The sequence below is a fragment of the Paraburkholderia fungorum genome, assembly GCF_900099835.1.
GTDB classification, from domain to species: Bacteria; Pseudomonadota; Gammaproteobacteria; order Burkholderiales; family Burkholderiaceae; genus Paraburkholderia; species Paraburkholderia fungorum_A.
This window is the reverse complement of record NZ_FNKP01000004.1, coordinates 322686-345063: the sequence shown is the minus strand read 5'-3', so window position 1 is coordinate 345063 and position 22378 is coordinate 322686. Positions and strand designations below refer to the sequence as shown.

General features: G+C 55.5%; 21 protein-coding genes. 10 read left to right on the top strand and 11 right to left on the bottom strand.

Going from position 1 to position 22378, the window contains the following annotated elements; genetic code table 11:
• Positions 1-195 precede the first annotated feature (195 nt).
• Positions 196-1017, bottom strand: a complete 822-nt coding sequence (gene murI / locus BLS41_RS37250; protein WP_074774510.1) for a glutamate racemase — start codon at positions 1015-1017, stop codon at positions 196-198.
• Between the two features lie 224 nt (positions 1018-1241).
• Between murI and BLS41_RS37245 the strand changes: the two genes are divergently transcribed.
• Positions 1242-1850, top strand: a complete 609-nt coding sequence (locus tag BLS41_RS37245; RefSeq protein ID WP_074774506.1) for a nucleotidyltransferase domain-containing protein — start codon at positions 1242-1244, stop codon at positions 1848-1850.
• A 586-nt stretch (positions 1851-2436) separates the two neighbouring features.
• Here the strand turns inward: BLS41_RS37245 and BLS41_RS37240 are convergent.
• The 4 genes from BLS41_RS37240 to BLS41_RS37225 all read right to left on the bottom strand — a co-directional run bounded on the left by BLS41_RS37240 (position 2437) and on the right by BLS41_RS37225 (position 4767).
• Entirely contained in the window at positions 2437-3183 is a 747-nt protein-coding gene (locus tag BLS41_RS37240) for a hypothetical protein (protein ID WP_074774503.1), read from the bottom strand.
• 72 nt (positions 3184-3255) lie between these two features.
• A complete protein-coding gene (locus BLS41_RS37235) occupies positions 3256-3510 on the bottom strand; it encodes a hypothetical protein (protein WP_074774500.1) in 255 nt (84 codons plus the stop codon).
• Between the two features lie 96 nt (positions 3511-3606).
• Positions 3607-4062 (bottom strand): hypothetical protein, encoded by a 456-nt coding sequence (locus BLS41_RS37230; protein ID WP_074774497.1) that lies wholly within the window; start codon positions 4060-4062, stop codon positions 3607-3609.
• Between the two features lie 222 nt (positions 4063-4284).
• The gene (locus BLS41_RS37225; RefSeq protein WP_074774494.1) at positions 4285-4767 is read right to left on the bottom strand and encodes a hypothetical protein; all 483 of its coding nucleotides are present in this window, start codon (positions 4765-4767) and stop codon (positions 4285-4287) included.
• A 564-nt stretch (positions 4768-5331) separates the two neighbouring features.
• On the opposite strand from BLS41_RS37225, the gene BLS41_RS37220 reads away from it, so the two are divergent.
• Positions 5332-5787: a RidA family protein gene (locus BLS41_RS37220; RefSeq protein WP_074774491.1), complete on the top strand. Its 456-nt coding sequence runs from the start codon at positions 5332-5334 to the stop codon at positions 5785-5787.
• 6 nt (positions 5788-5793) lie between these two features.
• On the top strand, positions 5794-6744 hold the full coding sequence (locus BLS41_RS37215; protein WP_083380292.1) for a TonB-dependent siderophore receptor: 951 nt from the start codon (positions 5794-5796) through the stop codon (positions 6742-6744).
• A gap of 240 nt (positions 6745-6984) precedes the next feature.
• On the opposite strand, the gene BLS41_RS37210 is transcribed toward BLS41_RS37215, so the two are convergent.
• The 3 genes from BLS41_RS37210 to BLS41_RS37200 form a co-directional block, all read right to left on the bottom strand.
• A complete protein-coding gene (locus tag BLS41_RS37210) occupies positions 6985-7485 on the bottom strand; it encodes an MgtC/SapB family protein (protein ID WP_074774488.1) in 501 nt (166 codons plus the stop codon).
• Positions 7486-8022: 537 nt separating this feature from the next.
• A complete protein-coding gene (locus BLS41_RS37205; protein WP_083380291.1) occupies positions 8023-9759 on the bottom strand; it encodes a methyl-accepting chemotaxis protein in 1737 nt (578 codons plus the stop codon).
• A gap of 641 nt (positions 9760-10400) precedes the next feature.
• Positions 10401-10718 (bottom strand): rhodanese-like domain-containing protein, encoded by a 318-nt coding sequence (locus BLS41_RS37200; RefSeq protein WP_143026507.1) that lies wholly within the window; start codon positions 10716-10718, stop codon positions 10401-10403.
• Positions 10719-11113: 395 nt separating this feature from the next.
• Here BLS41_RS37200 and BLS41_RS37195 point away from each other — a divergent pair, with 395 nt between their 5' ends.
• From BLS41_RS37195 to mauJ, 7 genes are all read left to right on the top strand, one after another.
• Positions 11114-11323, top strand: coding sequence for a hypothetical protein (locus BLS41_RS37195; RefSeq protein WP_074774482.1), 210 nt, complete (start codon positions 11114-11116; stop codon positions 11321-11323).
• 652 nt (positions 11324-11975) lie between these two features.
• Positions 11976-12779, top strand: a complete 804-nt coding sequence (locus BLS41_RS37190; RefSeq protein WP_074774479.1) for an alpha/beta fold hydrolase — start codon at positions 11976-11978, stop codon at positions 12777-12779.
• On the top strand, positions 12780-14327 hold the full coding sequence (locus BLS41_RS37185; protein ID WP_074774476.1) for a hybrid sensor histidine kinase/response regulator: 1548 nt from the start codon (positions 12780-12782) through the stop codon (positions 14325-14327).
• 1049 nt (positions 14328-15376) lie between these two features.
• A complete protein-coding gene (locus tag BLS41_RS38825; protein WP_143026506.1) occupies positions 15377-15976 on the top strand; it encodes a hypothetical protein in 600 nt (199 codons plus the stop codon).
• Positions 15977-16353: 377 nt separating this feature from the next.
• Positions 16354-17169, top strand: coding sequence for an alpha/beta fold hydrolase (locus tag BLS41_RS37170; RefSeq protein WP_074774467.1), 816 nt, complete (start codon positions 16354-16356; stop codon positions 17167-17169).
• Between the two features lie 634 nt (positions 17170-17803).
• Positions 17804-18475 (top strand): hypothetical protein, encoded by a 672-nt coding sequence (locus tag BLS41_RS37165; protein WP_143026505.1) that lies wholly within the window; start codon positions 17804-17806, stop codon positions 18473-18475.
• A gap of 185 nt (positions 18476-18660) precedes the next feature.
• A complete protein-coding gene (gene mauJ, locus BLS41_RS38820) occupies positions 18661-19056 on the top strand; it encodes a methylamine utilization protein MauJ (protein ID WP_143026504.1) in 396 nt (131 codons plus the stop codon).
• Positions 19057-19087: 31 nt separating this feature from the next.
• Here mauJ and tnpC read toward each other — a convergent pair whose 3' ends face one another.
• The 3 genes from tnpC to tnpA form a co-directional block, all read right to left on the bottom strand.
• Entirely contained in the window at positions 19088-20668 is a 1581-nt protein-coding gene (tnpC, locus tag BLS41_RS37160) for an IS66 family transposase (protein WP_074762619.1), read from the bottom strand.
• A gap of 63 nt (positions 20669-20731) precedes the next feature.
• The gene (gene tnpB / locus BLS41_RS37155) at positions 20732-21070 is read right to left on the bottom strand and encodes an IS66 family insertion sequence element accessory protein TnpB (RefSeq protein ID WP_074762618.1); all 339 of its coding nucleotides are present in this window, start codon (positions 21068-21070) and stop codon (positions 20732-20734) included.
• Positions 21067-21441 carry an IS66-like element accessory protein TnpA gene (tnpA, locus tag BLS41_RS37150; protein ID WP_083379920.1) on the bottom strand — a complete coding sequence of 125 codons (375 nt, stop codon included), beginning with the start codon at positions 21439-21441 and terminating at the stop codon, positions 21067-21069. Before tnpA ends, tnpB begins: the two co-directional genes overlap by 4 nt.
• Between the last annotated feature and the right edge of the window lie 937 nt (positions 21442-22378).

Genomic DNA, 22378 nt, shown 5'->3' with positions numbered 1-22378 from the left:
CTTGGGCAACGATAGTCAACGATCTAGAGGGCGTCGTCGATCGGCCGCTTCTGGCCGACCACTGCCCGATGATCGAGCGTTACGATCGCCTCGGGCGCGGATTTCATGCAAAACGCATGATTCGGACCCGTTGCGGTCAACCAGCTTTCCAGAAAGCAGCCATTCGATGGTGGTCCGCGCCGATGTCTCAGCCGGTCAGCATGATTCGACTGCGATAGCATTCACGCGATGCGCGTCAAGCGATAGCATCTGTGCAAGCTTTCCCAGAGGTGCTCGTTGCCGCTCCGACATCGCAGTCGAGCACAATTGTAGGACTGCGTCGGCGGTATCCACTTCATTGCGCAGGCAGTGATCTGTGAGTTGATGATCGACTCGTCGAGCAATTGCGGTCGCGGTTTCAATCAAGCTCAATTGATCACCAAAGACACGCTTGATGCTTGGAATGAGCAGCGCGTAATGGGTCGAGCCGAGCACGAGCGTATCCGCGCCGTCCACGAGCATGGGTGTTAGGTACTTCTCGAGTAGCGCCTCGATCTGTGATCCCGCAGCCTCGCCTTGTTCAATGAGCTCTACCAAACCGTGCCCAGCCCGACATATGAAGCGACAAGCATGGCAATGATCTGACAGTAGCTCCTGCAATCTCGGGCTGCGCAAGGTCGCGGCGGTAGCCAGCACACCCACGATCTTTGTGCCGGAGATCTGTACCGCAGGTTTGATCCCGGGTTCAACGCCGATGACAGGAATCGCGAGTCGACTACGGAGATACGAGATTGCGTGCGTCGTAGCCGTGTTGCATGCAATCACGAGCAGTTTCGCGCCTCTTTGCACAAGCCATTCCGCAAGCGCTAAGCTCCGTTCTCTAATGAATTCGTCGGGCTTTTCCCCATATGGCGCGTAAAGCGAATCCGCGACATAGACGATTGCCTCTCCCGGTGATCGACGGCGAATCGCCTCGACGACCGATATTCCCCCCAAACCAGAGTCGAAAATCCCGATTGGCGCAATTCTGCTGAGCATGAGTTAGTGTTTTGGCGTTGGGTTGTGAACGGGGCCGGGAGGCAGGACGTGTATTCACGGTAAATTGTTGACGATTTCCGCAAACATGTCGAATGGCCGACTGTCGCCGGATTCAAAATACTGTTATCGAACCGCAACGTCCCCTCCCCACGCTCGACTACAACCAGTCCAACGTCTATTGTGTTATGCGCGACCATCTTTAAACTTCCATCCGGGACTGCTCGATGCGCCTCGAAGATATTCTCAAAAAATGGAGGGACAACCCTTCCACAACGCGCCAGATGGCACTTCTTGAACGAATCTCGGCTGCGCTCGAGGCTTCTCCCAGTTGCATCGGTGCGGTGGTCGTTGGCTCCTTTGCAAAAGGGAATGCTGATCGCGTATCGGACGTCGACCTGGTTGTCTTTTGCTCGGACGGCGCTGAGAATTCGCTAATTAGTTCGATAGAGCAGCAGATCACCCAGTCGGATATATTCATCAAGTTTGATGGCATACATGATCCGAAAAGCCCGTTCCAAAAGCTAATCTTCGAAGACTTCACTTCAATCGAGTTTCACGTCATCTCACCCGACACTGAACTCATCCTAGAGCAGCCATTTGTCCAAATAGTTAACCGGGATCGTTGCCTTGAGTCGAGGGCATCATCCAGGCTAGCTTCGGCCGAGCACGACACGATGGCCTATCGTTATGGCGACCGATTCCTGGCATGGGAACTCTTCACGTGCTTGAAGTGGTTATGGCGCGGAGATTTCAAAACCGCAAAGCGCTACCTGGTCAATTTGGGAAGAGCTATCGAAGCGTCGGAGGACACGGATGGATCGGCAGTTGCTTAACCTTCGCACGTACAACTTTCATCCAGGCGGTCGGGCCACCGTTTGTCAACGATATTCGCGCCGTAGGCGACGGTCCGCTCCTGGCCGATCAGCGTCGCATGCGACGAGCATATCTCGACCCCCAACGTACATCTGGCGCGCTCGATTGCGGACATTCATCGTGCATTCGTCAACCGGTTGCAGCATGATCGATCCGAACATGACCGACACGACAGCCTTTGCGTAACTGCCTTTTGTATAGTGAGAGCGGCAGCGACTGTATCGCACATCTCACTGCGTCTGACCCTGCGCACACCGGCTTCCCACATGTCGGTCGTGCACGGCACTTTTGCCAACACTCAATTGACTGCGGTGTCGACGCGACTCACCTCATCAGGCAGGTTCAGTGAATGGCGCAGCGTCATGGCCTCCGACACCTCAAATGCGGGAGTTTCTTATTTCCTTGCCACAGAGATCTGGCGCCGAACCATGCGAGCGCTCATACATGACCTCGATGTTCGCACCGATGGATGCAGAGAAAGCATGCTCATCGGACCGGTCAGCATCGCTCCTTCATCCGACAGGATATCGCCTCCAATTGCCTGGACTATCTTCCCTGCTCGACAAAGCGCTTTCTCAGCTCCGGCATTCTAGCGACGATTTTATCCAACTCATTGACACGCTTCGGAAACACCGTTTGGAACTCGTCGCTGCGATATCGTTCGACGTAATCAAAGTCTCCAACCAGAATACGCACGATGCACAACATCACTCCCTTTTGCTTTTCGAGTTCGTCGTTGGCTGAGTTCGCATGACGGGTAGCGTATTTTGCAGGTAGAGCACGAAGAAGATTTTCTTCACTGCTCAGGTCGTACAGCTTGCCTAGTAGTGACTCGCCGTCCCGCATCATCGCGATTAGCACTGGACGGACGTCTTGAATATCGACCGCCATTTGCTCAAATCGGGCTATCTGCTCTTCAGGGCATGCGTTCGGCTTATGAATAGCGGCTAGAAAAGGCTTCTTGTCCGCACAAATCACGCACTGAAGACGCATAGGTTCCGGCATATGCACAAGCAGATGCGCTATGGCCTGAAGTCTGATAAACGATGTGACCGGTATATTGCGGCGCGGAATCTCGAATATCTCCGCATACAATGCCGCACATCGCTTGTTCCTGATGCCGATGCTCGGCTCCAGATTAGTGAAACCTTGATCAAAGAAGAGCCCTGGATCAATCACCAGGTCTGTGTGCTTCAACAAGCTATTTTCGAATCTGCCGGCAACGAAACGCCATCCTGGAAATTCCTTGACGACATCCTCGCATATTTTGTACAAATTTTCCTTGAACGTCATCGTGACCTCGGCGATTCGAATGGGATGGTGAAATCGGCCAGCAGGTCGTGGCCGTCAATGGAGATTCGTCGATCAGCCTGATTGAAGATTGGCTACGCAGTCATTGATTGCCCGCGCGAACTGCGGATTGGATAAATCGAAACCGACACGCGCAAGCGAAAGCAATAGTTGCTCGACGCCTTCGACAACCCCGACGATGCGTCCGTTTTCGATGGGATCACTCAAGCTAGGGAACGCTTCTGGCAAGTCGGATTCGATACTTGCGATTTCGCCTTCAACGATGAGGTTGATTCCGAACGGCAGTAGGAATTCTTTGGTCTGGTTCATATTTTTCAGATCTCTACGTCCTCTGCAGCTGCATTGTCGACGATCCTGGGACCGCCGTCGACTGACCGGATTCTGCAAGGCACTCGGGAGGTTGAATTACCTTGGATCGTTTTCCGGTAACCAGCCCTCCTCGATTCGAGTTATCAACATCGTGTCATTCCATGAGCCTCGAACGGGGAGCTTTCGCTGCTCATCGGTGATCGTGCCGACGCGCCATTCCGTTTCACCATCCCACAACCACCAGTCGACTACTTTCCCGGCCGTCGGATCGATGACACCAGCTCGGAAGACGGGGACATTTTTCGAATGATCCGGAATCGCATATCTGCCGAGTTTTCGAACGATGCCGCGAGAGAAGGCGGCTCCTACAGGAAAAAATATCCAGAAATTCGTTTCTACAGTTACGACCGACTCCAATTCGGCAGGTGCGTCGGCAAACACACCCGGCAATACGCGGATCAACGAGCCCATCGGAGCGACTTTCTTCACATACTGAAAATATGCCTCGCCGCCGGCCGTCGGAATTCCAAAGACGTCTCCTGAACGAATCACGTAGCTCTCCTTGCACTAACTCTTCGTGCGAGGCATTGTCAGCGATCGTCGGGGCTGAGTCGAGTGTTGCTTTTTGGCCGACTGCCGGCATGTATCGGAGGTCAAGGCTGTGAGTGACCGCTCATGGCCGAAAGTCGCCCGACCACCTCTGTCGGATGCGGCTACGCCAGCCATCCTCTATGACCTAGAAAATCGTTAGAGTAGCTGTTGACATCAGTCGGCTCACTCGCGATCAATGGGTCGTTGCGGTGGCCAGTCGTCACCGCATATTGAAAAATTTTCCGGTTTGCAGAATCCCTGAATTACAACTTCCGCGCGTCCAGTTTCATCCGCCTGTCCATCCTTCTTTATTGGCTCAGTGTACGTATGCAACCGCTCGCGAAGCTGCAGTGGCGCATGTTCTGTGTAGAAGCTTTTTATCGCATCTGCTCGTGCACGGGCTAGTTCCGCTTGGATATCTTTATTGACATCGTTGGAGACTTCGTCGCCATGCGCGAGAACGACAAAAACATTCACGGCCACAAAATCATCCCAATGCTCAATCAGTTTCATGAGCCGGGTTTGCTCTCGGTCCGCAATCTCGAATTTCCCTTCTTCGAAGTGTACTGTTATCTCTTTTGAATAGCTCAAAGGCACGAATGCTGTGCAATTCAAAGCGCAGGTCGACAGCGCCAAAGCAGTGAGCAGCTTTACGAAATACTGCATTTGCTTTTTCTCCGTAATGAGGTGGCGCTGCAAGAGAAAAAATTGAGACCGGGGTAGTTAACGTCTGCATGTGGTGTGTACCCCACCTTTAACGTTTTTCATTGGGAAATTGTGACGCCCGTATGCAAACGACTAACAACGCGTCCGCTGAGATCGTCACCGATCTACATCCTCGACGCGCGGTTCGCCTATGCAGGTCAGTCAGCGTCGTGACAGGAAACATGCAAATCTCATCGGTCGCTGACAAGTGAGGTTAGTTTTCGGAAAATTACAGCAGTTCAAACGCGGCATTGTCAACGATCTGGGATCAAAGTTCGACTGACCGCTCGTGGCCGCATCAAGGCAATGCAACCGACAATCCGCTCGCCCGAAAGCGGCCATTGAGCGAGAGCAGACTGGACCTCGACTATGCGAATTGGATGTTGATCTCGACCGGCGGCTTGCGGCCGCACCTGGCCTGATGCTAACTGAATAAGCAGGCTTCGCTTCAGCATCCAGGCGGCCCGGACGCGCTGCGATGATAGATAATTCGGCGAAAGGACTACGCAGTCAGGAGGCTTCGCAATGGCTACTGCAATCAATCCTTCGGCCGTATGGTCGCCCTTTGGAACGTTCTCGATGGCTGTTGTTCAAGGTGACGGACACATAGTCCACTTGAAGGGCCAAGTTTCGCTTGATGTGCACGGGCATATCGTCGGGCGCGGCAACATTCGGGCGCAGATTCGACAAACACTTGAAAACATCCGCGACGTCCTTCGGTCAATCGGCGGATCCATGTCGGACATCCTTTCGCTCGTTCACTACACAACTGATATTGAAGCCTTCATGGCGGCTGGCGATATTCGCGCAGAGTTTTTCGCCGTGCCTTATCCAGTCACGACGACGGTCCAGATTCAGCGGCTGTATCACATTGATCTGATGGTCGAAATAACGGCAGTCGCCGAAATTCCGCGTTCAAGGTTCCGCGTCCCTGACGCTTCTCAGATAGCTGTCGACGATTCACGCGGCGCAGCCAAGTGACCGGTTGTGTCCAGTCCCTGCCTCGGCACGGTGGGCAGCACGCCTTCCAAATGGCGAGAGTTGCTGCTCAAGCCGGCGGATTTTCCGTTCACGTTCGGCACGAACGAGCGAACGGTGCAGCACGGCGTCTACTGCCAGGCGCGTATTCATCCGGCGAAGCCGTTGACGCTCGTGCTGGGCGGTCGCGTTGCGTTCCTGCAGGACCGCACGCAATCGACGCTGCCGAGCGTGTCCGACCGGACAACCAACGCGCAGATCAATCACCGCTTCCTGTCTTCGGCGGCGCTGTTATGGGATATCGTCCCTTCGCTGACGGCCTACGCGAACTACTCGCGTATTCTCGATGCGCAGCCCGATACGACCTACTCGGGCGTCGGGCTGCCGCCGCGTACCGGCGAGCAATATGAGGTCGGCCTGAAGGGCAGCTTCCTCGGTGGCCGCATGAACACGACCACGGCGCTTTTCCGCATCAACGACGACAACCGCGCGGTCGACGATCCGGACCATCAGTACTATTACATTGCTGCAGGCAAGGCTCGCGACCAGGGATTTGAATTGGAGGTCACGGGCCAGTCGATGCCGGACTGGAATGTCTACGCGGGCTATACACACCTGAACGAGACATTCGAAAACGACACGCCGAACCTGACCGACGAAACCGATCCGAAGCACCTGTTCAAGCTATGGACGAATTACCGCTTCTCGCAAGGGCCGTTGCGCGGTATGAGCATCGGCGGTGGAATGTTGGCGCAGACGTGGATTTCGCGCGGCGTCGAACAAGGCGGGTATGCGATTTTCAATGCGCAGGTGGGGTATCGCTTTAACAAACTCGTTGAAGCGTCGCTGCAACTGAATGACCTCTGTAATCGCGGCTATTACATTCGCCCGCCTGGCTCGTTCTATAGCGTATTTGGGGATCGCCGTAATGCGATGCTGACAGTGCGTTCGGACTTCTAGACGCAGTGTGGCCGGTGTCCCGTCGGCGATAAGGGGCGTCTGCGCGCTCGAAGGCCGTCACGGAGGGTGATCGAAAGAGTGAATCTCGCCGATTGCGTTTCGATGTAGTGCGGCGCCCTCACCTGTCGGTCGCAAACGAAAGATTCATTTGGCCTACTCCAGGTCTCTCAGGTTCTGGCGACCCTCGGATAGCCAGAATCATTCGCCGGCGTCTCCAGTTGGAGACGCCGTTTTTTTGCATTACTTCGATAGCGAGTCCGGGGACGATTTCGTCCGCCCGACGAAACGCGCCCCCGAGAGGATTAGCAGCGCGACGATCAGGCTAAGAATGGCCGTCGCTTCGCGGCCCATGCCGGCAGCCATGCCGATACCAGCCGCGACCCACAGGCTAGCCGCAGTAGTGAGGCCACGCACTTCCGACTCAGAACTCCGTTTGATGATCGCACCAGCTCCGAGAAACCCGATTCCAGACACAAGCCCCTGCAGCACGCGGCTTAGATTGTCCTGAGAGAAACCTGCCTGCAAAGGTACCAGCACGAACAGCGCGGACCCGACCGAAACCATCATGTGTGTGCGCAGGCCCGCGTCACGGCCCGCCATCTCGCGCTCGAACCCAAGTACGCCGCCCAGGACCAGCGCCACCACCAGCCGGATAAAAAGCTGAGTCAGGTTTGCTGCGTCATCGAGATCGGCAAATTCGATCTGGACGGTTTGCCAGACTGCCTGCCACCATCCAGCCATAGATACCTCCGTGAGCGACTTTGTCAGGGTGCAATGTGCCACCGGCAGATTTGTTCGCACATGGTTTCGATATCCTTCGGGCAGATTTCGCCCGGGGACATCGACGCAGTGCCCGCAACCGTGCGAAAAATCGATCCGTGCAAACGCTAGCTAATCGGCTAATCAGTTCATCACCCGAAAATCCTTCAACTAGCTTACACTTAAAAGCACGATCTGTTCTAGGTCGAGATAAAACCAGAACTTGAGAGAACGGATGCTCGCTGGCGTTCGGCGAGCATTCACCAATTCGTATGTGCAAGTATCCGCTATTCCCTTTCGTGCGTTTTGTCCAGCTGGGCGGGTAGGTTTCCCGATCGGTCTACCGCGCGAGCACCAAACGCCTCGGGCTGCCGGGCAAATTATCGAATCGTGGCGCGCATGGGTACCGCGACCGCACATCGACGTTGCGTGCACCGCCACGCCCATTTCTACGTCGATAGATAACGCAAAAGAAGGCTGTGCCGGCACCACTCTCGCATGCACGCGGTCGAGAAGGAACTAGAAGTTCTGCCAGTCGTGTTCCGCTAACGCCACCGCTGGCTGCTGCACCGGGTTACGATTCGCTGCTGGGTCGGTGGTCGCTTTCCGTGTCGTAAATGCAACCTGCCGACCAGGAGCGCCCACGCCTGATTTCGAATCGGTAGCAGCCGCTGCGGCCTGTGGACGAACCAACTCCTCCACCTTGAAGATAGCCACAGCCGAGCGAAGCGTTTCGGCCTGATCGGCCATCGCCTGCGCGGCGGCACTCGCCTGTTCGACCAGCGCGGCATTCTGTTGCGTGACTTCGTCCATCTGGGTCACGGCCACGTTGACCTGTTCGATGCCGGTATTCTGTTCGACCGACGCCGACGCGATTTCCCCCATGATGTCCGTGACCCGCTGAACCGAGCGCACGACCTCGCTCATGGTCTGCCCGGCCTGCTGCACAAGAGCCGATCCGTCCCGGACGTGCGCGACCGACGTCCCGATCAGATCCTTGATCTCTTTCGCGGCCGTGGCGCTGCGCTGCGCGAGCGTGCGCACTTCTCCGGCGACAACCGCAAATCCCCTACCCTGCTCGCCGGCACGCGCAGCCTCGACCGCTGCGTTCAGCGCGAGAATATTGGTCTGGAAGGCAATGCCTTCGATTACCGAAATGATCTCCGCGACCTTCGACGAGCTCGAAGAAATATCCTCCATCGTACTGACCACGCGATGAACGACATCCCCGCCCGAAGACGCAGTCTGCGACGCAGTGTTAGCCAGCGTGCTGCCCTGACGCGCGTTCTCGGTGTTCGCCTTCACCGTCGACGTCAGCTCTTCCATGCTCGCCGCGGTCTGTTCCAGCGACGCAGCCTGCTCTTCGGTACGTTGGGACAGATCGAGATTGCCCTGCGCAATCTCTCCCGCTGCCACCGAAATCGACTCCGCAGAACTCTTGATGCCCGTCACGATACCGGTCAAGCGTGCGCGCATCGCTTCGAGCGACGCCATCAGGCTGCGCTCGTCTCCGGGTGCCAAAGCAATGCGAACGCTCAGGTTGCCCGCTGCGATTTCGCCGGCGACCTGCTGAGCGTCGCTTGGCTCTCCGCCCAACTGCCGCAGCACACTGCGTGTGAGGATGACGGCGGTGACGATAGCGACCACAATGGCGAGGGCTACCAGAGAGCCGACCAGCACGCGAATACTGGCATAAGTTGCCACGGCTTCCTTCTGGGCATCGACGTTTTCTTCGTCTTCCCGATCCGCTAGCGCGACGGCTTTCGCGAGCCACACCCGCTGTGGCGGACGTGCCTCGTGCATGATCGTGCGGGTCGCAGTTCCGATGTCGCCTGCGACTGCCTGATCAATAGCCTTATTCATCGGGGGTACCGCAAAGGCCTCCTGCTGATCGACCTCCACCAGTAACTTGCGCTCACCTTCGGTCGTGCCGGCTTCCTGCGAGAACATGTCGCGCAGCTGTTTTGCAGCGTCGGCGTAGGTTCGATCCTGTGCCCTGATGCGATCGACTTCGGCCAGCAGATCCTGATGATTTTCCAGAAATGCGAGATTGCGGACAGCAATTGCGCGATCCTGAATCGATGATTTCAAAATATTGGCAAGACGCGCCTCGGTATTATTGACCCGCGCAATATCGTCGAGCCGACCGTTTAACTCCGACAAACCATAGAACGCAAGTCCCGCCACTCCGATTAATAACAATGTGAGGAGGGAAAAGCCCGCGATCAGGCGCGTCGATAACTTCGTATTCTTCATAGGTTGGCCGAGGAAAATGCGCTTTACATAAACAGGAGGGTTATGCGTGTAGTTACGGCACTCACCCGTCAGTTCTGAAGGGTTATTGAAGGCTTCTTTTCTTTCTGCTTATGGCAATGTTGATCAAGATCACGCTTTCAGCCGTTTTTAAAGGCGTGAAAAGGATTTCCGCGATAAAAGCGGATTTTTAGTTAAACAAAACGAACGTTCGTATATATATTTCTGTTGTCATTCAAAGAAGGTTTCGACTACAGACTTTCAGCATCGAGCGCGGAGTTGGTTATGCGGCATGAAGAGGACGGTTGTGACGTTTGGAAGAGAAAAGCGTTTTGGCACCACTGGGGCTGTCCTGGCATGAGGCCCAATCATGTCTCAGTCTGTTACCTAGATCCACAGGGTAGACAACCGGACTCATACAACCTGCGCGAGCTATCTCGCGAAGCACGACGAACGGTCTTGGTGTCCAACCCAAACACAGCCCGGAATGCCATCTTCAAGGATGAGACACTGACACAGTAGGTTAGTCACGGGCGAAACTCTGAGGTACTCCAGTCACGAAACATGTACCCCGCCGCGCGCTTCTCTGTCTACTTTTACAAGCGATATTTGCAAGCTTCGGGTATCGTCGCGGCCGCCTCACTTCAGCCAAGAGCCACCGTAAAGATCGGCTGGCGCAAACTAGAGAGTTGTGCACCGACCGCGACAACTGCAGCGGTGACGTCGGTCCCGCAACTCGCAATCAACGGCGTTGCGTCATCGACGCCGACTTGCCAGAACAAACCGCGCAGCGTCGCTGCATCCCTGAACCAATGATCGGCGTTCAGCAATGCGGTGAACGGCAGATTGACGCTGCTGATACCCGCGCAAGGTTCGGGCACGATACCTTCGAAGCGTGCTCGGCCCCGGGCATCGACCACCATTTCGCGCTGCGTCTGCAGCTTCTCGAGAAGATCACCCACGCCGCGTGGCAAACCTGTACGCAGCGTTGCACGGGAAGCCGCTCCGTTCGAGTGCATCGTCTAGACAGATCCGCTATCTGTCGAACACTCTTCCTCGAGCCATTTCTTCAGACCGCCATCCAGGACGTAGGCACCTTCGTGACCATAGAGAAGGAGCTTTTCCCCGAGTGAACCGAAGTATCTCCCGAGCTTTCGGCGTGGTGAGTGTCGCGAAATGATGGCGGGTCTCCGTTGTCATCGGCTAGATAAAAAACACTGAATAGACGGGCCTCAAGACGTTCGGTTGCACTATCACCACGACGAGTGATTAGTTGCCTTTAGAAATCACTGAGTTAAGTACGACGTTGCACTTTGACCATGCTAGTATTTCCTTTCTTCGAAGAAAGGAGAACGCCATGGCGACGGAAATAGTGGGGCATTTCCAAGTTACAACGGTTGTTGGCCGGAAATCAAGCGGAGTCTGGTATGGCCGCTATAAGATTGCACGAGCCGACGATCCGGACGCGGTCGCAATCTTCGAAGGATTGTGTCCCAATGCCCCTGATCCCAACCTTGCAAGTGTCGCTGCTATGGCAGTCGGCAAGGAAAAGGCGAAAGAGCTCTAAGCTGTGTTGCGCAAAACGTAGAAGCTTCCCGCAGGCATTCAAGCCCTCGTGCCAATCGTCCGTCCGACATGAGCAATGTGGTGTATTCCGGTCGCCTAGATTCGAAGATGCAACACCATCGAAGTTAACGTTGTGAAACTTTCTATATCCCGTCTGTACTACCGGCTTGCACGCGCTAAAGAATTCGTGAGAACTCCGTAAATGACAGAGAACTGATGGGGAGCAGACCTTCCAGTGGCTGAAAACTAAAGTCGTTCAATGACTGCAATCTACCGGTCGTCGCTACCCGCGACCAGTTCCACGACGCTACCTAGCCCGTGATCCGCAGCGACATATGAACCTCGTCAAACAGGTTGCCGCCAATCATCAAAGAGTGGCGTTCCAACCCGAACTCCTGGCCAAATAGAGCCCGACGTGATCGGCCCAGGCCGACCCAACCCGGTCAGACAGCTTCCTCCAAACCGGTCATTCAACCGAATCCATGTTCAGCGAACTGGAGTGCCAGTAAGCGGCCGCTGGCGAACTCACCCGATCGGCCAACAAGAGACACTCAACTTTCCGCACATATTGTCAACAATCGAATCGGCTGTGTTCGAACTGCCGACACGGTGCGATATGAGATGATGCGGAATCAGATACTTTTGGCGGCTAAATGGGCTACCTGCATAGGAACAATGTTCATATCTCGGGCACAGGCCCAAGGACAATAGTGTTCGCCCACGGTTTCGGGTGCGACCAGAATATGTGGCGACTGTTCGCATCTCATCTTTCTGGCCGTTACAGAACGGTACTCTTTGATCTCGTCGGCAGCGGCGGCTCTGATCTTTCGCTCTACGATTACAAGAAGTACGCCTCGCTTGATGGCTACGCTGACGACGTCCTCGAAATCGTCGCAGGATGCAGCAAGGAACCTGTCATCCTCGTGGGTCATTCCGTTAGTGCCACAATCGGGATGCTTGCCGCCATCAAGGCCCCTGATTTGTTCGCCGCGAATGTGATGATTGGACCGTCACCGTCGTTCATCAACGAAGGCAGCTATGTTGGTGGCTTTGATCGAAGCGATATCGAAGAGCTGCTTGATACGCTCGACAATAATTTTCTGGGTTGGTCCAGTAACATGGCTCCCGCGATCATGGGCGCTCCGGACCAGCCGGAACTTGGCGCGGAACTGACCAACAGCTTTTGCCGAACCGATCCCGATATCGCCAAACATTTTGCTCACGTCACGTTCCTTGCAGATCATCGTGCCGAACTCCACCGCGTGAGTACCCCGACCCTCATCGTACAATCGAACGACGATCTGCTCGCGCCTGTTGTAGTCGGTGAATATCTGCACCGCGCCATCAAGGGCAGCACCCTCGCGATTGTTGATAACGTTGGCCATTGTCCTCACCTCAGCGCGCCCGGTCCCTGCCTGTCGGTCACCGAGGAGTTTCTGCTGAATCTGGGGCTTTGAATGGATTCATCGCAGCGTGTCCTGATTCCCATCAGTGACGCTTTTGAGCAGGCGCCGTGCGGTTTGCTTTCGACCGCGACCGACGGAACGATTCTGCGCGTGAACGGGACGTTCTGCCGGTGGACGGGGTTTGCTGCTGTCGAGCTGCTCGACCAACGGCGCATTCAGGATCTCCTGACGATGGGTGGCAAGGTTTTTCATCAAACTCACTGGGCACCACTTCTGCAGATGCAGCGCTCGGTGGCCGAGGTCAAGCTCGAGATACGGCACCGAGATGGACACAAGGTGCCAATGCTGATCAACGCTGTTCGCCACCGACAGGGAGATTCTGAGTATGATGATTTCGCCTGCATGCTCGTCATGGATCGTCATGCTTATGAGCAGGAATTGCTGCGTGTGAGGCAGCAGGCGCAACGCGCGCTCGATGAAAAAACTGTTGCTGAGGAAGCGCTCCGATGTGCTGACCGTCGCAAAGACGAGTTTGTCGCTACCATCGCGCACGAGCTTCGAAATCCCTTGGCGCCTATACAGGCGGCTGCCCGGCTATTTGCTCGTCAAAACTTCAGCGATCCCCGCCTCGCCTGGTCGTGTAAGGTACGCGATCGACAAGCTATCCAACTAGCAAGATTGGTGGGCGATCTGCTTGACGTGTCCCGTGTAGCCGAAGGGAAACTGGAAATCAAGGTCGAGCATGTTGACCTGACACTGGTCGTCCGCCAGGCGAGCGAAGGATCTCGCGGGACCCTGGAGGGTGCAGGTCATCTGTTCATCGTTGATCTTCCTGCCCAGCCTCTTTTCGTCGACGCTGATGCCGGGCGCCTGATACAGATCATAGAAAATCTTTTAATCAACGCCGCGAAATATACCCCAGAAGGCGGAACAATACAGCTTTCTGTCCGTCGCGATGAGCGGAGCGCGACCATCGTCGTGCAGGACACTGGAATCGGTATCACGACTGAAGACCTTCCATCAATTTTTGGTATTTTTACGCAACTTTCATCGGGGCAATCGCGTTCTCAGGGCGGCCTTGGTATCGGTCGTTCGCTTGTTCGTGCGTTGACTGAACGACACGGAGGCAGAGTCGGCGTTTCAAGTGACGGGCCTAACAAAGGCAGCGAATTTACTGTTCAATTACCGCTTTCTCCCGTCCAAAGCGCGAATCCAATTGCGCTCTCACCGTCGTACAAGCCGGCAAGTAGTATTTGCCGGGTACTGATAGTGGACGATAACGAAGATGCCGCATTGAGCCTCGCCACTTTGCTCGACATGGACGGACACAATGCACATACAGTTAATAACGGTGCGAAGGCATTAGAGATAATTGACATTTTCTTGCCCGACGTGATGGTCATTGACATCGGCCTCCCTGACATGTCGGGTTACGAGTTGGCGAGTCGTATCAAGCAGCTTTCAGCTGAGAAAAGAATTCTACTGATCGCGCTGACAGGCCGAAGCGAGGAAAAAGATCGCCAGGCTGCATCCGATGCCGGATTTCACCATTTCATGACGAAGCCGTTACTCTATAAAACCTTCCTTGAGCTACTCTGATCAGCGATTACGGAGCAATTCACTCTAGACTAGGGACGACTGCTTTTGCTCACACAGTGGGACCGCTTTGCGCCGCCTAGGGTCCGATGCAAGTCTAATACTGACGAGAGTTGCATCCAATCGGCATCGGACTGCGTCCGGCCAGTAAGGGACATTCGAGCAACCCATCTAGGCAGTTGACAATACCGCGCGTGAATTGCTGTAATTTATCTGAGCGGTCCGGTCGGCGTTTGAATGTCCGGTTTCAAGCTTCCATGAAAGACATTCAGGGCTCTCGCGCCGAAACTCGCGGGGCTAAGCAATCCATCTAGCATCGTTGACAGCGAAAATTTTGAAAACTGATCGGGAAATCGCATGGGTCGCTGGACAAAAGTCCTAATTGGCGGGGCAGTGATCGTCTTTATCGCTTCGCTCGCAATTGGCGTCGGCTTGTTCAAATGGCAGGGAGTGAGCTACGAGTTCGTGCGGGATTCGGGACCCTCTCCCAGATTAGGACCATTGATGCACCCGTGAGAGCCAAAGTAAACTGCTGGATCACGTCCAAACCTGCTCGTTGTGCGCAATGGTCGACGACACAATGGAGACGCAGATGGTATTTTTTGCATGCTCGAAGATAAGCGTTGTCGCATTCGAGAGTCTATGGCGCGATAACAACGGCCATCAATTGTGGGTGGACGCAGGCGTGCTAACTGAGAAAGAAACTGCGCTGCTTCGCTCTACAGGAGCACTCGTCACAAATTTTGCGGGCCATGCTCGCGCGGGAGACGCAGGGGAAATGGCGTGCGCCGTTGCCGTAATTCAAGAGCACCACCCCGCCGAACCGATTTGGATCGAGGCCATGTGAATTGAACGGTAGTTTTCTCGTTCGAGGCGTTCTGCGTTCGTTTTTACTCAGCCTCGGCCGGCAGCTGCCATTCAACATAGACGTTCACATCGTCGACATTTAAACGCTGGGCTCGCACCGGCAGCGATCTCAGGTTCTCGCGCTTTCCAAAGTAGCCAGTTTGCGCGCGAGCATTCATCCGCCATTCATAAAGGATGTCAAGACGATGATTGGCCTAACCAAATCGAATAATTTGTCGGCGCTGATATTTTCTTCCGCTCTGGTGGTGATGTCAGGTATTACGCTAGGCGCATCTTCCGATACGATCGACGCCTCCGTACCTAGACTGGGAGGAGGCAACATCGAATTTGCAATCCCATCCGCTTTGAGGCCAACAGTTGGCCTCGATTTTTTCACCCTGTCGACAGATTTCCCGGGTTTTCCTCACCCGGACTATTCCGGTACGCAGGCACGCAGTGTTTTTCTGATCGTGCGTACACGTCCACCCTACGGAACATTAGCGACAGATATTCTCAGTGGGCGACACGCTAACCTGAAGGAACTGCCTGAACAAGATGGCTACCGGGTGTTCATCGAACATGTTCCGAGAGAGACCGTAACAATCAGACATTATCTGTTCTACGACGAACACCATAATCCAGTTGTCGTTAGCGATCCGGGGGAATGGAGTCGTTCCTATGGCTTGGAGCACGCCTTCGGGGAGGGGTACGAAATAAAAGCAGTTATCAACAAAGAGTACGGTGTCGATTTCAAAAAAATTGATAAAGACACAATGAATTTCGTCGCTTCGATGATCCGACGGTAAGAAAATGGTCCGGCCGGTGTCGACTGGCTCGATACTGCGTTTCAAAATAAAACCGTGCTCGGGCAAGGCTGGTGTTTGATGCGGCATTTTTTGGATTGCCCGCGATAGCCGCAATGACAATGAGCCGAAAGCAATTGTGTGTCCGTTTAAAGGAGAGGTGAAGGTCCGTTGTGGGTCGGGAAGACGCATTGGCAAGCGGCCGCTTCCAGGCAGATGAATTCCAATGACCGCTCTCCGGCGATGAGTTTGAAGAGCGGACGGACTCGGCCCGACCCGTTGCGGTCTCTCGGTTTCTTGCAAAGCGGCCATTCAGCGGCGAAGACTCCAAGTCAACGCAACGTGTACTATGCACATTCCCAGGCATAGGACGGGTCGCGATGGAAACCCTTCTAACCACTTCGGGTCGTGCCACGTTGGCGACGGACGTCATCGGAAGCGGAGAACCGATTGTATTTTTGCACGCCCGGGTCGCGGACCGCCGGATGTGGGTCCAGCAGATGCGCGACATGGGCGTTAGCCACCAAACTATCGCCTATGATCGACGTGGATTTGGCGAAACAGTTGCCGATGCAGAGGACCACTCTGCCGTTGAAGATTTGATCGCCGTTCTCGAATCGGTCGCAGGCGGAGTCCCTGCAATACTCGTTGCCTGTTCTCAGGGCGGAGGCATTGCACTCGACGCAGCTCTCAGGTATCCCTCGTATGTTCGCGGTCTCGTTCTGATCGCGCCTAGTGTGACAGGCGCACCGAAAATGACTCATGCAGCGCATGTTGAAGATTTAGTCACCCGTTTGGCGGTGGCTGAGGCGGCGAATGATATTGAAGAGGCCATCGCGATTCGAAAGACTCTCTGGCTTGATGGTCCGTTTCAACTTGAGGGCCGCGTGACGGGGGAAGCTCGCAAACTATTTGACGAGATGAACGTTATCGCTCTCGGTTTGCCGCCGACGGGCACGAACACTGATGCACCTATCGCTTACGGCAGGTTGGGCGAACTATCAGTGCCGACGTTGGTGACGTGTGGCGACTTGGACCTATCTGGCATTCAGGAGCGAAGTCGTTACGTCGCGGCTGGCGTAGCCCGCGGGACGTTCCGACAAATATCAGGGACCGCGCATTTGCCGACCCTCGAACCGCCACAGGAAGTTACGAGCATGATCGTGGGTTTCAGCCACCGTCATCGCCACGTCTGACCATGTCTTACCGCAACAGATTGAAGGTCAAGACTTCTGGTGACTCCGCCACATCTCAGATGATCACTGCGTCGAACGAACGCTATTCGAGTCTCTGAAGACAAACCTTATTCGGCCATCCTCCCGCATCGGACATCGTTCCGTTTTCGTCGCATTAAGCCGCACGACGTGCCGGCTCTGGGACTGCTCCTCTTTTGACGCGCTCGCTGGTTATGCTCATCGCATGAAACAAGCGTCGGCTACTTTCGGCCGCCTGGTCGAGGCGCGCGACCGTCCGCTTCCCTATCCAGTTTCAGACCGTCAGCGACGACGCCTCGTGCCGCAATACCAACGAAAGGTTTTCCCCGTAAAATCCGGTCCCGCGCGAAATCCAATCCAGCATCTAATAGTCTAAAACGCACGGGGAATTAATGAAAAATGCAAAGTGCTCGTTCAGCCCTCTGAATTTTCGGGACGTTCGACGGCGCCCCGAGATCGCCGACCATGCGGCACGACCTTGGCGAGCAAACCAGTCATAACGTAGTGACAGCTCGCGAATTCCGGACGGACAAGGACTGCAACCTGCACGCGCAGCTAGTCATCATCAGGGATGGGGACCAACTCTGTCCCAGAGCAAACCGAATAAATAATCATTGTGAAAAGAACTAAACAACTTGCAATTTCACTTCTCGCCTCTGCTGCTCTCTCAGCGTGCGGCACGTCGATTCCTCCCGAACAATATGGCGACTATGCATTTATTGTCTCTGGCGTCGCAGACGGACCTTACCGCTGTGAGCCTGGAACGCCCTCCTGCAGCGCTTTTATCGGTTATATCGATGGCAAGGTTCAAGGTCTTGCCGCTCCGAAGTTTGTGGTGAAGCCGGGACTGCACACGTTCGAACTTGGAGTTCGGCCGCTGACGAAGGGGTATCGGTTCGTCGCTCTCGGTGGTAATCGATATATCCTTGAGAAAGGCAAAATTCTCGTGTCATTGCGCTCTGATCCCAATCAGACAGTCGTTGATGAGCTCGTACCGTATGACGGCCAGTACATTTCCGCCGAAGCGGCCAAAGAGAAAGCGGCTACTCAAGCACAAGCCACAAAGAAAGCGTTCACGCAAAAGCAGGCGATCGATATGCCGCGAATCCGGAAGGTCGGTGCAGAGGTCTGTTTGAATGCCACGACACCGCAAGGTGATGTTCGGGAACATGGATATGTCGAGACCGTTGTCGACAACAAAATCGAGATCCGGCTTGACCGTGGCATTCAGGGCGATCACGAAATCTGGGACTTCCCGGACTCGTGGTTCCTGTGCGGGCACAATTAGAGTGAGCGTTTCAGCGATGGCGTTGATTGGCAGCGACGGGGTACAGCGATCGTCCGTAACGGGTCACGTGAGGCAAATCGCAGCCCTACGACGTTGAGCGGTTGCATGCCAGATGTATGAGGCGAGAGTCGGCCACAAGGGGTCGGTGGATCAGGCCGGTCAGATCACCGACAATCCGGCAATCAGTGCCTTCGGAAGCTTTGGCGTTTTACCGCGAAGGAAGTCGCCTTCGCCGCATTCATGATAACTACTCTTTTTTAAGTTTTCGTAACGTTATTGAGTCGCAATTTGCGAATGACAGAACCAAGAGACAATGGATTAACGCGAACCTCGTCAATCTGACTGACAAGAGAGTTGTTACACGAATCGCCGAGCTCCTGGCCAATGGCCTAGATGTCGGCGATCATCTCTATGAAAGTGGACGTTGCGTTGTCGCTCACGCAAGTTTGAATGGAGAGATTGTCGATCCAGACGTGCCTGTAGACCGCCGTCGTATATCCAGCGGCCTTTGCATCATGGAGGCACTTGCGCGGCATTACATTTCCCCCGAATTGCATATTGAGGACGATCGTGAAACGTAAGCGACCGGCAAACCCGCCTTGACGAATTGAATTATCGAACAGGGTCCGCTGGTTGCCAGCGATGAGGCAGTAATGTCGCGATATCGCTGGCCCTGTGGGTTGGCAGCTGTGTGAGGACGTCTTTCAGATAGGCGTGTGGTTCGTGCCCATTCAGTTGCGCTGAACGTAGCAGACTCATGATGGCTGCGGCTCGTTTTCCGGCTCGAAGTGAACCAGCGAACAACCAGTTCGACCTGCCAATAGCCCAAGGGCGTATCTGGTTCTCAACCCAGTTATTGTCGATAGGCACGTGACCATCATCGAGATAGCGGGTCAGCGCATCCCATCGTTTAAGACTGTAATCCAGCGCTTTGGCAATTGCCGAGCCTTCCGACACCAGCTTGCGCTGCGCCGTCATCCATTCGTGAAGTGCGTCGCAAACCGGTTTGGCCCGACTTTGCCGGAGGGTGTAGCGTTCCTCAGCTTGCAGTGTTACGGCATCACGCTCGATGTCGTAAAGCGCAGCGAAGAACGGCAGCGCCTGCGCGGCGATCTGACTGCTGTGATTAGTGTGCAGATCGAAGAACTTGCGTCTCGCGTGCGCCGCACATCCGATTTCAGTGATGCCCTGCTGGAATCCAGCCTTGTACCCACTGTAGTCGTCGCATACCAGTTTGCCTTGCCAGCCAGCGAGGAACGCGCGGGCATGTTCGCCTGCACGGCTGTCGGCGAAGTCGTAGACCACGGCGCGCAGTTCACTGTAATGCGTCGGCGTATATGCCCACAGATACGCGCGATGTGTCTTGCCTTTGCCCGGACTGAGCATCTGTACCGGCGTCTCATCCGCATGCAGCACACCCTGCTGCAGGATTTCCTGGTGCAGCGCGTCGACCAGCGGTTCTAGCTGCACGCCGCACGTGCCGACCCATGCGCCCAATGTCGAGCGCGGAATCGCGACGCCTGCTCGCCCAAAGATCTGCTCCTGACGGTACAGCGGAAGGTGGTCGGCGTACTTGGCAACCAGCACTGACGCCAGCAGTCCCGCGGTCGGGATGCCCTTGTCGATGACGTGCGCTGGCACCGCAGCCTGAATCAGTGTTTCGCAGTGTCTGCACACCCACTTCCCACGGATATGCCGCTCCACGGTGAACACGCCCGGCGTGTAGTCCAGCTTCTCGCTGATGTCTTCGCCGATGCGCACTCGCTCGCAGCCACACTGGCATACGGTGCTCTGCGGTTCGTGGCGAATCTCTGTGCGTGGCAATTGCGCCGGCAGCGCGGCACGCTTCGGCTGTTGGGGTAGCGGCCCGGTGGTGTCTTGTGGCTGAAGTTGCTCGAGCTCAACTTCAATGGCGGCGAGATCCGCGTCAATCGCCTCATCCAGCAGATTCATCTGATCGCGGCTGACCTGCTCGCTGCGCTTGCCGAACTGATAACGTCTGAGAATCGATATCTCGTGGGTCAACTGGTCGATCCGGGTCTGCCGGTAGCGTAGCTCCCGCTCTTTCTCACCGACCTCGCGGGTCTTCTCCTCGATCTCCCGGTCCCTGTCTTCGACGCGCGCAATCAATTGTGTGGCGAGCGCACGCAACTGTTCCGGGCTAAGAGCATTGAGGTCGGCTGGCAGGTCCATGCAGACGAGTCTGCCAGAACCCCGGAGAGCGCGAAAGCGCGACTGTTTACGTCCCTGGCGTCTTCAAATGACACGGATCACACCGTTCGCGCCGATGCGCTGCCACGGCAAACCCACTACCAGACCTTCGAGCTGTTCCTGCGTGAGCGCGTATTGCCTGGGCTCGCTACCGGCGCGCGGCCAGACGAATTGGCCCTCATTCAGCCGTCGCGCGGCCAGCCAGATGCCAATCCCATCGTGAACCAGGACCTTCAGGCGGTTGGCCCGCCGGTTGGCGAACAGGTACGCATGGTGTGGATGCGCGGCGCCGAACACGTTGATCACCCGACCCAGTGCCGTATCGAATCCGGCCCGCATGTCCAGCGGGTCAACTGCCAGCCACACCTGATCAATACGGATCATGCGAGCCACTCGCGCAGCCAGGCGGCGCATTGCGCTGCCTCTGAGGTTGGCCAGCTCACCGTTATCGACAGGTCCGCGCGACGCACCTCGACGCGAATCTCAGCTGTACGCGTGTTTCGCATCTCAAGTGGCAGCGGTACAAATTCCGGTGTCGGTGTCCGCGCCGCTGATGGGGGCGCTGTCAGGTCGCTACGGGCCACAAGCACACAATCGTTCGTTTCGGCCTGCTCGACCCAGCGTCGAAGCAGATTGGCGTTCAGCTTGTGGTGCAACGCGATAGCCGCGAGCGACACCCCCGGCCCCTGGCAAGCTGCCACAACCTGAGCCTTGAACTCGATACTGTAGCGCCGGCGTCGTCGACGGCCAGGCACTACTCCTTCTTCAATAGTGTTCACGTGTCCACCTATTTAAGTGCACACGATGCTCCCACGACTTTCAGCGCAACTCAAGATGAGATGACCGGGCGCTTACCGTGAAACCTATGCGCACCGAAATCGGTTGGGGCCAAGGCTCGAACTTATACGTGCAGAAACACAGACGTTGCTGGAAGCAGGCGGCACTCCTCAAACACTTGGCGAGCTAGATGGCCAGCAAGTTTCTATTGGATTATGGCCTGACGGGCCTATAACGGGGCTAGAAGCGTTGACGATGCGCGTCGATGCTTTCGGGGAGGGCTCCGTGCGCGTCATCCTTCTTAACGACCGCATGAGAATTGCTCTTCCGTTCGTACTCGACTTCCGACACGGCCGCGCTCATACCCAGCTCGACGCGGCGCCCTTTGTGAGTCGCCGCAGAACCACCCAAATGAAGCGGATGTTCGTGCCTACGCAACGTTCTTTTGCCACGTGCTTGGGAACAGTGTTGCGGAATTAAGACTGGCAGATAGGGAGCCGGTAGACTGCGAAGTTGTCATACCCGTGAACATTATTCCACCGAATCCCAAGCAGGCGACCGAAGAGCAGGTTGAACTATTTAGGCAGCCAGGTCGTGCGCGCTCGTGAATACACCTTTCTTTGTCGTTTCGCTCATTACACGGCTCAGAAGGTCTCTCCCTTTCTGCTCGATTCGTTCAAGATCATCTACGGTCAACGTTGTTATGTCATTTTTGAATGAATGCAACAGTGCATCGGTGTCGTAATCGGTCTGTGTGGTGCCTCGACGATGATGCTTGAGAGTGCAGACACAGGCATGCGGTATACAATTTCGTACTCGGTTTTGCGCGAGCCCCACAGTCCGTGTGCGATGGCATTCCGCTCCCTTGCGTATGAGAGTACGTCTTTCGTTCGGTCGACGCTGTCGACTGACCGC

Bases quoted from the DNA above. Each gene is read 5' to 3' on its own strand.
- BLS41_RS37210 (WP_074774488.1), bottom strand. From the start codon at position 7,485: ATGGCTGGATGGTGGCAGGCAGTCTGGCAAACCGTCCAGATCGAATTT.
- BLS41_RS37235 (WP_074774500.1), bottom strand. From the start codon at position 3,510: ATGAACCAGACCAAAGAATTCCTACTGCCGTTCGGAATCAACCTCATC.
- BLS41_RS37185 (WP_074774476.1), top strand. From the start codon at position 12,780: ATGGATTCATCGCAGCGTGTCCTGATTCCCATCAGTGACGCTTTTGAG.
- tnpB (WP_074762618.1), bottom strand. From the start codon at position 21,070: ATGATCCGTATTGATCAGGTGTGGCTGGCAGTTGACCCGCTGGACATG.
- BLS41_RS37245 (WP_074774506.1), top strand. From the start codon at position 1,242: ATGCGCCTCGAAGATATTCTCAAAAAATGGAGGGACAACCCTTCCACA.
- tnpC (WP_074762619.1), bottom strand. From the start codon at position 20,668: ATGGACCTGCCAGCCGACCTCAATGCTCTTAGCCCGGAACAGTTGCGT.
- BLS41_RS38825 (WP_143026506.1), top strand. From the start codon at position 15,377: ATGATTGGCCTAACCAAATCGAATAATTTGTCGGCGCTGATATTTTCT.
- murI (WP_074774510.1), bottom strand. From the start codon at position 1,017: ATGCTCAGCAGAATTGCGCCAATCGGGATTTTCGACTCTGGTTTGGGG.
- BLS41_RS37220 (WP_074774491.1), top strand. From the start codon at position 5,332: ATGGCTACTGCAATCAATCCTTCGGCCGTATGGTCGCCCTTTGGAACG.
- BLS41_RS37190 (WP_074774479.1), top strand. From the start codon at position 11,976: ATGGGCTACCTGCATAGGAACAATGTTCATATCTCGGGCACAGGCCCA.
- BLS41_RS37240 (WP_074774503.1), bottom strand. From the start codon at position 3,183: ATGACGTTCAAGGAAAATTTGTACAAAATATGCGAGGATGTCGTCAAG.
- BLS41_RS37170 (WP_074774467.1), top strand. From the start codon at position 16,354: ATGGAAACCCTTCTAACCACTTCGGGTCGTGCCACGTTGGCGACGGAC.
- BLS41_RS37225 (WP_074774494.1), bottom strand. From the start codon at position 4,767: ATGCAGTATTTCGTAAAGCTGCTCACTGCTTTGGCGCTGTCGACCTGC.
- BLS41_RS37195 (WP_074774482.1), top strand. From the start codon at position 11,114: ATGGCGACGGAAATAGTGGGGCATTTCCAAGTTACAACGGTTGTTGGC.
- BLS41_RS37205 (WP_083380291.1), bottom strand. From the start codon at position 9,759: ATGAAGAATACGAAGTTATCGACGCGCCTGATCGCGGGCTTTTCCCTC.